The sequence below is a fragment of the Acidiphilium sp. JA12-A1 genome (assembly GCF_000724705.2).
Taxonomy (GTDB): domain Bacteria; phylum Pseudomonadota; class Alphaproteobacteria; order Acetobacterales; family Acetobacteraceae; genus Acidiphilium; species Acidiphilium multivorum.
The window spans coordinates 1-13,544 of sequence record NZ_JFHO01000034.1 but is presented as its reverse complement, the minus strand read 5'-3'; the positions used below and the strand labels follow the sequence as shown (position 1 = coordinate 13,544).

12 protein-coding genes and 1 tRNA gene are annotated in these 13,544 nt (G+C 69.5%); 9 read left to right on the top strand and 4 right to left on the bottom strand.

Annotated elements, in window-relative coordinates:
- Nucleotides 1–1,074: a phenylalanine--tRNA ligase subunit alpha gene (gene pheS / locus RT91_RS06765; protein ID WP_007422748.1), complete on the top strand. Its 1,074-nt coding sequence runs from the start codon at nucleotides 1–3 to the stop codon at nucleotides 1,072–1,074.
- A complete protein-coding gene (pheT, locus tag RT91_RS06760) occupies nucleotides 1,071–3,554 on the top strand; it encodes a phenylalanine--tRNA ligase subunit beta (RefSeq protein ID WP_035186369.1) in 2,484 nt (827 codons plus the stop codon). The genes pheS and pheT overlap by 4 nt, the downstream gene beginning before the upstream one ends.
- 195 nt (nucleotides 3,555–3,749) lie before the next feature.
- Here the strand turns inward: pheT and RT91_RS06755 are convergent.
- Nucleotides 3,750–3,824: transfer RNA gene (locus RT91_RS06755), tRNA-Gly, on the bottom strand.
- Between the two features lie 410 nt (nucleotides 3,825–4,234).
- On the opposite strand from RT91_RS06755, the gene RT91_RS06750 reads away from it, so the two are divergent.
- The 5 genes from RT91_RS06750 to RT91_RS06730 are packed head-to-tail and all read left to right on the top strand — an operon-like array spanning nucleotide 4,235 to nucleotide 8,741.
- The gene (locus RT91_RS06750; RefSeq protein ID WP_035186367.1) at nucleotides 4,235–5,380 is read left to right on the top strand and encodes a branched-chain amino acid ABC transporter substrate-binding protein; all 1,146 of its coding nucleotides are present in this window, start codon (nucleotides 4,235–4,237) and stop codon (nucleotides 5,378–5,380) included.
- Between the two features lie 31 nt (nucleotides 5,381–5,411).
- Nucleotides 5,412–6,314 carry a branched-chain amino acid ABC transporter permease gene (locus tag RT91_RS06745; protein ID WP_035186364.1) on the top strand — a complete coding sequence of 301 codons (903 nt, stop codon included), beginning with the start codon at nucleotides 5,412–5,414 and terminating at the stop codon, nucleotides 6,312–6,314.
- Nucleotides 6,314–7,240 (top strand): branched-chain amino acid ABC transporter permease, encoded by a 927-nt coding sequence (locus RT91_RS06740; protein WP_035186361.1) that lies wholly within the window; start codon nucleotides 6,314–6,316, stop codon nucleotides 7,238–7,240. Before RT91_RS06745 ends, RT91_RS06740 begins: the two co-directional genes overlap by 1 nt.
- Complete coding sequence (locus tag RT91_RS06735) at nucleotides 7,237–8,022, top strand: ABC transporter ATP-binding protein (RefSeq protein WP_011941472.1); 786 nt, start codon at nucleotides 7,237–7,239, stop codon at nucleotides 8,020–8,022. Before RT91_RS06740 ends, RT91_RS06735 begins: the two co-directional genes overlap by 4 nt.
- Nucleotides 8,016–8,741, top strand: a complete 726-nt coding sequence (locus RT91_RS06730) for an ABC transporter ATP-binding protein (protein ID WP_408735332.1) — start codon at nucleotides 8,016–8,018, stop codon at nucleotides 8,739–8,741. Before RT91_RS06735 ends, RT91_RS06730 begins: the two co-directional genes overlap by 7 nt.
- A 7-nt stretch (nucleotides 8,742–8,748) precedes the next feature.
- Here the strand turns inward: RT91_RS06730 and RT91_RS06725 are convergent, their stop codons facing one another.
- Nucleotides 8,749–9,621: an ADP-polyphosphate phosphotransferase gene (locus tag RT91_RS06725; protein ID WP_035186359.1), complete on the bottom strand. Its 873-nt coding sequence runs from the start codon at nucleotides 9,619–9,621 to the stop codon at nucleotides 8,749–8,751.
- Between the two features lie 180 nt (nucleotides 9,622–9,801).
- Complete coding sequence (gene rfaE1 / locus RT91_RS06720) at nucleotides 9,802–11,262, bottom strand: D-glycero-beta-D-manno-heptose-7-phosphate kinase (RefSeq protein WP_007422737.1); 1,461 nt, start codon at nucleotides 11,260–11,262, stop codon at nucleotides 9,802–9,804.
- A gap of 108 nt (nucleotides 11,263–11,370) precedes the next feature.
- Between rfaE1 and RT91_RS06715 the strand changes: the two genes are divergently transcribed.
- The gene (locus RT91_RS06715; protein ID WP_011941470.1) at nucleotides 11,371–12,369 is read left to right on the top strand and encodes an Hsp33 family molecular chaperone HslO; all 999 of its coding nucleotides are present in this window, start codon (nucleotides 11,371–11,373) and stop codon (nucleotides 12,367–12,369) included.
- Nucleotides 12,366–13,046: a hypothetical protein gene (locus RT91_RS06710; protein WP_007422736.1), complete on the top strand. Its 681-nt coding sequence runs from the start codon at nucleotides 12,366–12,368 to the stop codon at nucleotides 13,044–13,046. The genes RT91_RS06715 and RT91_RS06710 overlap by 4 nt, the downstream gene beginning before the upstream one ends.
- 118 nt (nucleotides 13,047–13,164) lie before the next feature.
- On the opposite strand, the gene RT91_RS06705 is transcribed toward RT91_RS06710, so the two are convergent.
- On the bottom strand, nucleotides 13,165–13,544 hold a 380-nt coding region (locus tag RT91_RS06705), incomplete at its 5' end, for a hypothetical protein (RefSeq protein ID WP_035186356.1).

The following is a 13,544-nucleotide window of genomic DNA, read 5'->3' as shown; positions in this document are numbered from 1 at the left end:
ATGTCCGACGATCTGCCGACCATCGAATCCCAAGCCCGCACAGCCATCGCCGCCGCCGGCGATCCGGCTGCGCTCGACGCCGTCCGTATCGCCCTGCTCGGCAAGACCGGGCAGGTCACAGCGCTGCTCAAGACGCTCGGCAGCCTGACGCCGGACGAACGCAAGCGCGTCGGCGCCGAGGTGAACGCGCTCAAGACCGCCATCTCGGCCGCGCTCGATGCGCGCCGGGCGGTGCTGGAGGCGGAAGCCCTCGCCGCGCGGCTCGCCGCCGAGCGCATCGACGTCACGCTTCCCGGCCGGCCCGACCGCGCCGGCACGATCCACCCGATCTCGCGCACCATGGAGGAACTCACCGCCCTGTTCGGCGCCATGGGCTTCGGCGTGAAGGAAGGACCGGACATCGAGGATGACTGGCACAATTTCGGCGCCCTCAACATCCCCTCGCACCACCCGGCCCGCGCGATGATGGACACGTTCTATCTCGACGCTGCGGCCGGCAGCCGCCCCGTCGTGCTGCGCACCCACACCTCGCCGCTGCAGATCCGCACCATGCTGGCCGAGACGCCGCCGATCCGCGTGATCGTGCCGGGCCGCACCTACCGTTCGGACCACGACGCCACGCACAGCCCGATGTTCCACCAATGCGAGGGGCTGGTGATCGACCGCGGGATCACCCTCGCCCATCTCAAGGGCTGCCTGATCGACTTCCTGCGCGCCTTCTTCGAGCGGCCGGACCTCAAAGCCCGCTTCCGCTCCAGCTATTTCCCCTTCACCGAACCCTCGATGGAGGTCGACATCGCCTGGGACCGCAAGTCGGGCGAGATCGGCGGCGGCAGCGACTGGCTGGAAATCCTCGGCGCCGGCATGATCCATCCCAACGTGCTGGCGAATTGCGGGCTCGACCCGCGGGAATTCCAGGGCTTCGCCTTCGGCATGGGGGTCGAGCGCATCACCATGCTCAAGCACGGTATCCCCGACCTCCGTACTTTTTATGAGAGCGACGTGCGCTGGCTCGCGCATTACGGCACCTCGCCGCTGGCGCCGGTGACCCTGCACGAAGGGGACGCACGATGAAATTCACCCTCTCCTGGCTCAAGACGCATCTCGACACCGATGCCTCGCTCGATGCCATCGCCGAAACGCTGTCGGCCATCGGGCTGGAGGTGGAGAGCATCGCCGATCGCGGCGCCAGCCTCGCGCCGTTTCGCATCGCCCGCGTGATCGAGGCGACGCAGCACCCGAACGCCGACCGACTGCGGGTCTGCCGCGTCGATCCCGGCGACGGCACCGAGGTCAGCGTGGTCTGCGGCGCGCCGAACGCGCGCACCGGCATGCGCGCCGTCTTCGCGCCGCCGGGCAGTTTCGTGCCGGGTACCGGCATCACGCTCAAGGTCGGCGAGATCCGCGGCGTTCCCTCGGCCGGGATGCTGGTCTCCGAGCGCGAACTCGGCCTCGGCGACAGCCATGACGGCATCATCGACCTGCCGGACGACGCGCCGGTGGGCACGCCCTATGCCAGCTGGGCCGGGCTCGACGATCCGGTGATCGAGATCGGCGTCACACCCAATCGCGGCGATGCCTTCGCGGTGCGCGGCGTCGCGCGCGATCTCGCCGCCGCCGGGCTCGGCACGCTGAAGCCCTGGGCGCCGCCGCCTATCGCCGCAGCCGGGGCGAGCGCGATTGCCTGGCAGAACGCCTATCCGGAAGCCTGCCCCTGGGTGCTCGGGCGCACCGTGCGCGGCGTGCGCAACGGCGAAAGCCCGGACTGGCTGAAGCGTCGCCTCGAATCGGTCGGGCTGCGGCCGATCAACGCGCTGGTCGACATCACCAATTTCTTCACCCTCGATCTCGGCCGGCCGCTGCATGTGTTCGACGTCGGCAAGATTGCCGGCGACGCACTCACCCTGCGGCGCGGCGCGGGGGAAAGCTTCCGCGGCCTGCACGGCAGGGACGTGACCGCGACGGCGGATGACTGCGTCATCGCCGATGCGGCGGGCGCGCAGTCGCTCGCCGGGATCGTCGGCGGCGAGGCGACGGGGTGCGACGAGACCACGCGGGACGTGTTCATCGAATGCGCCCTGTTCGACCGGGTGCGGATCGCCCTCACCGGCCAGCGCACCGGCATCCATTCCGACGCGCGGCAGCGCTTCGAGCGCGGCATCGATTTCGCGCTGCTGCCCGCCGCCCTCGATGCGGCGACCGCGATGGTGATCGAGCTGTGCGGCGGCACCGCCTCGGAGATCACCGAGGCGGGGGCGAAGCCCGACTGGCACCGCACCGCGACGATGCGCTTCGAGCGCCTCGCCAGTTTCGGCCACTCGACCGTCACACCCGACCGCGCCGCGGACATCCTCGACCGGCTCGGCTTTACCGGCGTCGCCCGCGATGCGGCGTCGATCACCGTCGCGGTGCCGAGCTGGCGCAACGATATCGCGGCGGCCGACCTGCCCGGCGGCAGCGCGCTCGACCAGCATGGTGGCCTCGCCACGGCGACCGCCGAGGCCGCGCGCCTCGGCGCACGGACGATCGAGCCGGAAGTCGACCTGATCGAGGAAGTGCTGCGGATCGATGGGCTGGACCGGATCGAGCCGGTCTCGCTGCCCGGCGCGGCACCGGTGCCCTCCGCCTCGCTCACCCCGCGCCAGGCCCGCACGGTGCGCGCCCGCCGCGTTCTCGCCGCGCGCGGCATGGCCGAATGCGTGACCTTCAGCTTCCTCGACCGCGCGACCGCCGGGCGATTCGGCGGAACCCCCGCCACGCTTGCGCTGAAGAACCCGATCGCCGCCGATCTCGACCAGATGCGGCCGACCCCGCTGGCGACCATCGCCCTCGCCGCCGCGCGCAATGCCGCCCGCGGCCATGGCGACCTCGCGCTCTTCGAGATCGGCCCGGCCTATCGCGACGTCTCGCCAGACGGGCAGGATCTCGTCGCCGCGGGGCTGCGCGCCGGACGGACCCCGCTGTCCTGGGTCGAGCCGGCGCGCCCGGCCGATCTGTGGGATGCCAAGGCGGACGCCATCGCCGTGCTCGGCGAACTCGGCGTCCCGCTCGACGCGGTGACGGTGACGGCCGACGCGCCGGCGCATTATCATCCGGGCCGCTCCGGCACGCTGCGCCAGGGGCCGAAGACCCGGCTCGGCTGGTTCGGCGCGCTGCACCCGTCGCTATGCGCCGCGCTCGACCTGCCGGAAGGCAGCGTGGCGTTCGAGCTGGATCTGGGCGCGATCGCCGATCCGAAGCGGCGGCGCAAGGCCGTGCCGTCGCTGCCGCAGTTCCAGCCGCTCCGCCGCGACTTCGCCTTCATCGCCGATGCCACGGTAACGGCCGAGGCCGTGCTGCGCGCGGCGAAGGGCGCCGAGCGCACGCTGATCGCCAACGTCGCGTTATTCGACCGCTACGCCGGCGAGAAACTGCCGGAGGGGAAGGTGTCGCTCGCCGTCGCGGTCACCCTGCAACCGCGCGAGGCAAGCCTCACGGACGCGGAGATCGAGGCCGTTTCGGCGAGGATCGTCGCGGCGGTGGCCAAGGCAACCGGGGCGACGCTGCGCGGCTGACGCGCCGCCCCGGCGCCGGGGTTACAGGCATCGCCCCTTGGCGCGCGGCCGCCCCGCCGCGCGCCGGGCATTCTGCCGACGTGATGAAACTGTCCCACGGGCAGGTGACAGCGCCAGGATGTGACGGCGCGCGAAAACGACGAGCGACATCATCGCAACTCGTTCGCTTCGGATACCGGAAATATGTTTGAAAACTGGAGCGGGCGAAGGGATTCGAACCCTCGACCCCAACCTTGGCAAGGTTGTGCTCTACCCCTGAGCTACGCCCGCGCTCCGTGAAGGCGCTATTACTCAGGTTCGTTCGGCTTGGCAAGCGGTCCCCTCCATCAAAATCGGGCGGCTGGGTCGCGTCCAAGTTTGGCCGATTATATTTAACCATGAGAAACTTCTCGACCTTTCGCGCAGATTTGCCGACATCGCGGATTCGTGAAAAATCTTCCGCCTCGCCCGCAGGATGTGGATCGGGTTTCCGTCCCTCGCCGGCTTGTGGTGGCTCCCGGGCGGCACTTACGGCATCGCCGGTTGCGTCGAACCGGCATTTCCTGCTGGAAGGCCGTCGGGCCGCTTGCGCCCGGCCGCCGGATTGGCGGCCGACCGGGCGGTCGATCCGTGGCTGGAAGGTTGCCAAGCCGATCCTGTTGCGACAGGCTCGGACCAATCAATCAAAAAAGGAGATCAGGATGATTCGTAAGATGGGGATCGGGCTCGCGGCGGCCGTTGCTCTGGCGGCGCCGTATGGCATTGCCCACGCGGCCTCCGGGCCGATCAAGATCGGCGTGCAGGCGCCCATCACCGGCACCTATGCCGATGAGGGCCAGGGCATCGAGAAGGCCGTGAAGCTCCTCGCCGACCAGCAGAACGCCAAGGGCGGCCTGCTGGGCCGCAAGATCGAGGTCAAGGTCTGCGACGACGAGGGCAAGGCCTCCCAGGCCGCCATCTGCGCGCGCCAGCTCGTGAATGACGGCGTGATCGCCGTGATCGGCTCCTACACCAGCGGCGCGGCACTCGCGGCCGAGCCGATCTATGCGCGCTCGAACGTCATCCAGACCTCGGACGGCACCAGCAACAAGCTGCTCTCGCGCGGCTACAAGACCTGGTTCGGCAACGCGGCGCCGAACAGCGCGGAGGCGAAGTTCACCGCGAAATACCTGATCGATGTCCGCCACTTCAAGCGCATCGCCGTGCTGACCGACCATTCGAGCTTCGCCACCGGCCTCGCCGATGCGGTCATCAAGAACATCAAGGCCGACCATGGCAAGGTGATCGACAAGGCCTACATCACCGCCGGCTCGCAGAACTTCACCCCGGTGCTGACCAAGCTGAAGGCGCTGAAGCCGGATGCGATCTATTTCTCGGGCTACTATTCGGATGGCGGCCTGATCAAGGCGCAGATGGCCCAGCTCGGCATCACCGCGACCTTCGTCGGCGGCGACGCCAACCAGAACGTCGCCTTCGGCAAGATCGCCGGCTCCGCGGCGAAGGGCGCCATCATCGTCAACGTGCCCGGTCCGGAACAGCTCCCCTACCCCACCGCCAAGGCCTTCGTCGCCGCCTACAAGGCGAAATATCACCAGAGCCCGCCCTCGGTCTTCACCCTCACCAACGCCGACGGCATGCGCGCGGTGATGCAGGCGATCGAGCAGACCAAGAGCGTCAAGCCGGCGAAGCTCGAGCACTACCTGCACACGATGAAGAGCTTCGACGGCCTGACCGGCCAGTTCCGCTGGAACGACAAGGGCGAGCGCGTCGGCAGCCCGTTCACCGCCTTCGAGGTGCAGGCCGACGGCAGCTACAAGATCGTCTATCCGGCGCCCAAGGCCGGCTGACGGGCCGGTCGCGCCGGGGGGAGGTTTCGTCATGGGAACGTTCATCCAGCAGGTCTTCAACGGCCTGACGGTCGGGGGCATCTACGCGCTCATCGCGCTGGGCTACACGATGGTTTATGGCGTGATGCGCCTGATCAATTTCGCCCATGGCGATCTCTGCATCCTCGGCGCCTTCATCGGCCTCACCTTCCTCACCTCGCTCGGCGGTGCCGGCCATCCCGGCGCCGCCCTGCTGATCCTCGCCTTCGTCGCGGCGATCGTGGTGGTGGCGGTGGCCGGCGTCGTGCTCGAACTCGCCGCCTACCGGCCGCTGCGCAAGGCGGATCGCCTCGCCGCCGTGGTCTCGGCACTTGGCGCGTCATTGCTGATCGAGAACGGAATCATGCTGATCTGGAGCCCCCAGGTCAGCGTGTTCCCCTCGGGCCTGCTGCCGACGACGACCTATCACATCGCCGGCGCCTCGATCAGCTTCGTGCAGGTGATGATCATCATCGTCTCCTTCCTGCTGATGGCGGCGCTCTACCTGTTCGTGAACCACACCCGCTTCGGCACCGCGATCCGCGCCGCGGCGATCGACCAGGACGCCGCGCGGCTGATGGGCATCAATGTCAACCGAGTGATCGCCAGCGTCTTCGTCATCGGCCCGGCGCTCGGCGCGGTGGGCGGGCTGTTCATCGGCGTCTATTACCGCGAAGTCTATTTCACGATGGGCTGGACCTACGGGCTCTACGCCTTCATCGCCGCCATTCTCGGCGGCATCGGCAACATTCCGGGGGCGATGCTGGGCGGCATCCTGCTCGGCCTTTTCAACGCCTTCGCCGCCGGCTACATCTCCAGCTCCTGGCAGGACGCGATCACCTTCGCGCTGCTGATCGGAATCCTGCTGGTCCGGCCTTCGGGCATCCTGGGCGAACGCGTCGCGGAGAAGGTGTGATGAGCGCGTCCGCAACCCGCAACACCGGCATCGCGGTCTGGATCCTCGGCCTGTTCCTGCCGCTCGCGCTGAACAGCGCCTGGGTCTCGGTCGCCGCGATCTTCGCGATCTATGGCATCGTCGCCTTGTCGGAAGACATCATTCTCGGCCGCGCCGGCATGTTCGACATGGGCCACGCCGTCTATTTCGGCATCGGCGCCTATGTCACGGCGATCCTGAACGTCACCTTCAACTGGCCGATCTTCTTCACCATCCCCTTCGCCATCCTGCTCGCCGCCGCCTTTGGCGCCCTGCTCGCCGCCCCGCTGATCCGCCTGCGCGGCGACTATCTGCTGGTCGCCAGCATCGGCTTCAACGCGATCTTCGTGCTGGCGATGCAGAACGACCTGTTCGGCCTCACCGGCGGGTCGGACGGCATCACCGGCATCGGCGTGCCCTCGCTGTTCGGCCTGCCGATCGAGAGCCAGAGCGCGATGTACTGGCTCGACTGGGTGGTGCTCGGCATCGTGCTGGTGCTGATGCGCAATCTCGACGGCTCGGAATTCGGCCGCGCGCTGCGCTATCTCAAGCAGGACGAACTCGCCGCGACGACGATCGGCGTCAATCCGCGCAAGGTGAAGACGCTCGCCTTCGCCATCGGCGCCGGGCTCGCCGGGCTCGCCGGCACGCTGTTTGCCGTGCAGCTCTCCACGGTCAGCCCGTCCTCCTTCAAGTTCACCGAATCGGTGACGCTGTTCGCCATCGTCATCGTCGGCGGCCAGGGCTCGATTCCCGGCGTGCTGCTCGGCACCGCGCTGATGTTCGTGCTGCCCCAGGTCTTCCGCGACTTCGCGCAATACCGCTACCTGGTCTTCGGCTTCGCGATGATCCTGGTGATGGTGCTGCGCCCGCAGGGCCTGTGGCCGCGGCGGGGGGCGCGGGCATGAGCGCGCTGCTCGAACTCCATGGGGTCGGCATCCGCTTCGGCGGGCTGCGCGCGGTCGACAGGCTCTCCTTCACCGTCGACAAGGGGCAGATCGTCGCCCTGATCGGGCCGAACGGCGCCGGCAAGACGACCGTGTTCAACATGATCACCGGCGTCTACCGGCCGACCGAGGGCAGCATCCGCTTCGAGGGGCAGGACATCACCGCCCGCCGCCCGCATCTCGTCGCCGCCGCCGGCATCATGCGGACCTTCCAGACGATCAGGCTGTTTCCCGAAATGTCGGTGCTGGAAAACGTCCGCGCCGGCTGCCATTTGCGGGTGCGCCAGCAATGGTGGCAGGGGCTGCTCAGCCTGCCGTCGCAGCGGCGGGAGGAGGCTGAACTGGCCGAGCGCGCGCACGAGATCCTGCGCCGGCTCGATCTCGACCGGTTCGCGCATGACCGCGCGGTCTCGCTGCCCTACGGCGTGCAGCGCCGCGTCGAACTTGCCCGCACGCTGGCGGCCGATCCCAAGATGATCATTCTCGACGAGCCGGCCGCCGGCCTGAACGACAATGAATCGGCCGCTCTCAGCGAGACGATCTTCGGCATCCGCGACAGCGGCATCACCGTACTGCTGGTCGAGCACGACATGAACGTGGTGATGAGCGTCGCCGACAAGATCGTGGTGATCAATTTCGGCCAGAAGATCGCCGAGGGCGGGCCGGACGACATCCGCAACGACGCGCAGGTGATCGAGGCCTATCTCGGGCGCGATGACGACGAGGAGGAGGGCGTATCGTGAGCCTGCTCGAAATCGCCGACCTCAAGGTCAATTACGGTCAGATCGAGGCGCTGAAGGGCGTCTCGCTGCGGGTGGAAACGCGCGAGATCGTGGCGATCCTCGGCGCCAACGGCGCCGGCAAGACCACGCTGATGCGCACGATCTCGGGGCTGCTGACGCCGCGCGGCGGCTCGATCGTCTTCGAGGGGACCGACATCACCCGCCTGGGGGCGGACAGGATCGTGCGCCTCGGCATCGCCCAGTCGCCCGAGGGGCGGCGCGTGTTCGGCACGCTGAGCGTGATGGAGAATCTCCGCCTCGGCGCCTTCACCCGCCCGGCGGGCGAGGTTGCCGGCTCGCTCGACTTCGTGCTGCAGATGTTCCCCCGCCTCGCCGAGCGCCGCGGCCAGCTCGCCGGCACGATGTCCGGCGGCGAGCAGCAGATGCTGGCGATCGGCCGGGCGCTGATGGCGAAGCCCCGCCTGCTGCTGCTCGACGAGCCGAGCCTCGGCCTCGCGCCGATCATCGTCCAGGGCATTTTCCGCACCCTGCGCGAGATCGCCAACAGCGGCGTCACCATCCTGATCGTCGAGCAGAACGCCCGCAGCGCGCTGAAACTCGCCGATCGCGGCTATGTGCTCGAGGTCGGCCGCTTCGTCATCGAGGACGACGCGAAGACGCTGCTGACCTCGCCCGAGGTGCAGGCCGCCTATCTGGGTGGCGAGCGCAGGAAGGCCTGACGGCGCGTCAGGATTTCGCGAGATCCTCGCGGATGCGGGCGAGCTCCTTCTTCCGCTTGCTGCTCACCTCGGGATAGTTCATGTCGAGCTCCTGCATCGTATCCAGCAGGATGTTCGAGATGATGAGGCGGGCGTTGCGCTTGTCATCCGCCGGCACCGCGTACCAGGGCGCCTCGACCGTGCTGGTCGCGTTCAGGCAGTCCTGATACGCCGCCATGTAGTCGTTCCAGAATTTCCGCTCCTCGACGTCGGCGGTGCTGAACTTCCAGTTCTTCGAGGGATCGTCGATCCGGGCGATCAGCCGGCGCAACTGCTCCTCCTTCGAGATGTGCAGGAAGATCTTGACGATCTTCGTGCCGTTCCCGGAGAGGTGGCGTTCGAGATCGTTGATCGAGCGGTAGCGGTGCTCCCAGATCGAGCCGACCCCCGACGGCGGTTCCGGCACGCCCTCGTTGGCGAGGATCTCGGGATGCACGCGCGCGATCAGCACCTCCTCGTAATAGGACCGGTTGAAGATGCCGATCCGCCCCCGCTCGGGCAGGTTGCGCGTCGTGCGCCAGAGGAAGTCGTGCTGGAGTTCCATGGCACTCGGGTGCCTGAAGCTGAAGACCTGGCAGCCCTGCGGATTGACGCCGGACATCACATGCTTGATCGCGCCATCCTTGCCGGCCGCGTCCATCGCCTGGAAGATGATCAGCACGGCATGGCGGTTCGAGGCGTAGAGCAGCTGCTGCATCTCGCTGAGCCGCTTGATGTGGTCATCCAGTTCCGCGCGGTAGTCGTGCTTCGAATCGAAGAGCGGGTCGATGGCTGTCGGCCAGGACGACAGGTCGACGGGAACGCTCGGGTGAATGCGGAACTGCCGGGAATTGACGGCCATGGCGACACTCCGGAATGCGGCGCCGCGACGCGACCGGACGGGACCACCGCAGCGCGGGCTTTCGGCAAAGCCGGCACATGTCCGTGTCCGCCGGATCGTTCCGGGAACGGCGCCCGGTTAACAGGACCAGACACCGATATGGGGGCGGGACGGCGCGGGATGCAAGCGCGCCGGCGCCGTTCAGCTGCGCAGGCGGGTGACCGTTGCCGTGGTGGAATGGCCGGGCAGCAGCTCGGCGAGCATGACGCGCCCGCCCCAGGACTCGACCTCGCGCGCGCCGACCACGGTATCGTGCGTGTAGTCCGCGCCCTTGACCAGGACATCGGGCCGGATCGCCGAGAGCAGGTCGAGCGGCGTGTCCTCCTCGAAGATCACGACGAGGTCGACGCTGGCGAGCGAGGCGAGCACGGCGGCGCGCGCCGCCTCGGGCTGGACGGGGCGCGTCGCGCCCTTGAGCCGGCGCACCGAACTGTCGGCGTTCAGGCCGACGACGAGACGGTCGCACCCGGCGCGCGCCTGTTCGAGCAGGTGCACATGGCCGGGGTGCAGCAGGTCGAAACAGCCATTGGTGAAGCCGATGCGCCAGCCGCGCTGGCGCCAGCGCTCGGCGGCCTCGGCGGCGGCCTGCCTGGTGACGACCTTGCGCAGCGCGCCGGAGGCCGGCTTCACCGCGTCGACCAGGTCGTCCGGCCGGGCGACGGCGGTGCCGACCTTGCCCACCACGAGGCCGCCGGCGATGTTCGACAGCCGCGCCGCGATCTCGAGCGGCAGGCCGCTCGCCAGCCCCGCCGCGAGCACCGCGACCACCGTGTCGCCGGCGCCGGAGACGTCGTAGACTTCCGCGGCCTCGGCCGGATAATGCCGGACCGTATCGACGGTCACGAGGCTCATCCCGTCCTCGGAGCGGGTGCAGAGCACCGCGCCGAAGCCGAACCGGCCGATCACCTCGCGCGCCGCCCCGACGATGGCGGCCTCGTCCGGCAGGTCGCGCCCGACCGCTTCGGCGAGTTCGCGGCGGTTCGGCGTGATCACGTCGGCCTCGGCATAGTGCGACCAGTCCGCCCCCTTGGGATCGACGATCACGGTGCGGCCGATCGAGCGGGCGCTGGCGATCAGGTTGCGCGCGATCGTGGGCGCCAGCACGCCCTTGCGATAATCCGACAGCACGGTGACGGAGGTCGCCGCCATCGCGTCGGAGGCGATCTTGAGCAGGCGTTCGCCGAGCTTGTCGGTCAGCGGCATCACCAGTTCGCGGTCGGCGCGGATCAGGTGCTGGCCGGCGGCGATGTAGCGCGTCTTCACCGTCGTCGCCCGGCCGGTTTCCACCAGCAGCCAGGGCTCGACATTCGGCTGGCCGCCGATCAGCGCGGTGAGGTCGGAGCCTTCCTGGTCGTCGCCCACCACCGAGACGAAGGCGGCCGCCGCATCGAGCGCGGTGAGGTTGCGCACCACGTTGCCCGCCCCGCCCGGCATCGCGATCTCGCGCGTCACGGTCAGGATCGGCACCGGCGCCTCCGGGCTGATCCGTTCGACGCGCCCATAGGCGTAGCGGTCGAGCATCAGGTCGCCCACCACAAGAACGTTCGCCCGCGCCAGCCCCCGGATCGCGGCGATCAGATCGCCATCATCATGCTCAGCCATGCTGCCTCGCTAGCTTGCGCGGCGGCGTCGGGCAAGCGGTTTCGTGAGGTCGACCCGCCGCGCCGCCGGCGATTTTGCATCGCAGCATCGCGCGCCGCGCCGCCGGCGATGGCAAAACGGGCGCAGTGCCTCTATTTAACGGCCATGACCGAATTGCCGCCCTTTCTCGATCGCACCCGGCCCGACGTGCCCGATATTGCCGTGCCCCGCGGTGTCACGCCGTTTTTCCTCCCGAATCAGCCGGTTCGCGGCCGGCTGGTGCGGCTCGGCCCGCTCGCCGACGCGCTGCTGACCCGGCATGACCACGCGCCCGACGTGCGCGCCCTGCTCGGCCAGGCGCTGGCGCTGGTCGCCAGCCTCGCCACCGCGCTGAAATTCACCGGCAGTTTCTCGCTCCAGGCCAAGGGCGACGGCGCCGTGCCGCTGCTGCTCGCCGACTGCACCGATGGCGGGGCGCTGCGCGGCTATGCCCGCCTGTCCGACGAGATCGCGCTGCCGGAAGAGGCCACCGCGCGGGCGATGATGGGCGACGGCTACCTCGCCTTCACGGTGGACCAGGGGCCGGACATGGAGCGCCACCAGGGCATCGTCTCGCTCGAGGGCGAGAGCCTCGCGGACATGGCGCATCATTATTTCGAGACCTCCGAGCAGCTGCCCTGCCAGATCCACCTCGCCGCCGCCGAGACGCCGGCGGGCTGGCGCGCCGCGGCGCTGGTGATCGAGCGGATCGCCGGCGCCGGCGGCATCGACCCCGCGGTGAGCGAGGCCGAGCAGGAGGAAGCCTGGCGCACCGCGAAGATCCTCGCCGCGACGATCACCGACGAGGAACTGCTGGACGACACGCTGCCGCCGGAGCGCGTGCTCTACCGGCTGTTTCACGGCGAGGGCGTCGCGGTGGACCGGCCGCGGCCGCTCGCCTATGGCTGCCGCTGCTCGCGCGCCCGGCTCTCGGACGTGCTGGGCGGGTTTTCCGGAGACGATCTCGATCACATGACCATCGACGGGGACATCACGATGACGTGCGAATTCTGCAATGTCGATTTCCGCTTCCCGCGCGGCGAGATCGCCGCTGCCGCCTCGGCCGGCGAGCCGGGAGGCGCGTCATGAGGCGCCTCGCCCTCGCCGGGATCGTGCTGGCGCCGCTGGCGCTGTCGGCCTGCGCCACCGAGGCGCCGGCGCCGACGACCTTCGCCCGGCTCGACTATTCCTACCTCCCGCCGATCACCCTGAAGGTCGCCAGCATCCGCATCCGCGACGATTACCGGCCCGGACCGGACGCGGCGAAGATGATCGACCTCGCCCCCGAGCCGCCGGCGCGCGTGCTGGAGCGCATGGCGCATGAGCGGCTGGTGGCGAATGGCAGCCCCGGCTCGGCCTCGTTCGTCATCCGGCAGGCCTCGCTGCACCAGGTGGGCGACACGCTGGTGGGCACCATGACGGTCGATCTCAACGTGCGGACCAGCAACGGCCAGCGCGTCGGCTATGCCGAGGCGACCGTCTCGCGCAGCGAGACGGCGCCGACGAACGAGTCGCCGGACCGGATGCGCGCCGCGCTCTACGACCTGACCAAGACGATGATGAGCAGCATGAATGTCGAGCTGCAATACCAGATCCAGAGGAGCCTGCCCGACTGGCTCGCCTATTCGCCCGCCGGCGAGGTGGGCGGCATGGCGGCGCCGCACTACAGCCCCGACCAGGGCATCAGCGCGCAGCCTTTGCCGAACCCCGATGCCGGGCAGAATGGGCCGGCCAGCGGCACGAGCCTCGGCGGGTCGAACGACTGACCGGGCGGCGTTCCGGCCCGGCAGGCGGATGCGGGCCGCGCCCCGAGGGATGCAGCCGGGCGGCGGTTTCGCCGCGATGTCCGGGGAGCGCGGCGGTATCGCCGCGACCTGAAGGCGATCAGGACGGGACCGGCGGCGCGCGGGTGTGAAGCGGGCCGGGCCGGACGGGCCGGCGGGGCGACAGGCGCGGCGCCGGCGCGGGATGCGGCGTGGCGGTAGTCGGCGCAGCGGCGCGAGCTTTGGCGGGCGCGACGGCGGGCCTCGATCGGGGCGGCAGACGCAGGCAGGCGGGCAGCCGGAGGCCGAGCGCGCGGCAGAGCGGGCGAAGCAGGCGGCCGGCGCGCGGTTCGGACGCGATGAGGGCGCGGGCTTCCGGGGTTTCGAGCAGGTCGCGCAGCCGGCCGGCGACGGCGCTGGCCTCGGGCACCGGGGCGAGCAGCCAGGCGGCGCGGCGGGGCAGCGCGACGGCGGGGTTCCGCGCCGCCCGATGACGTGGGC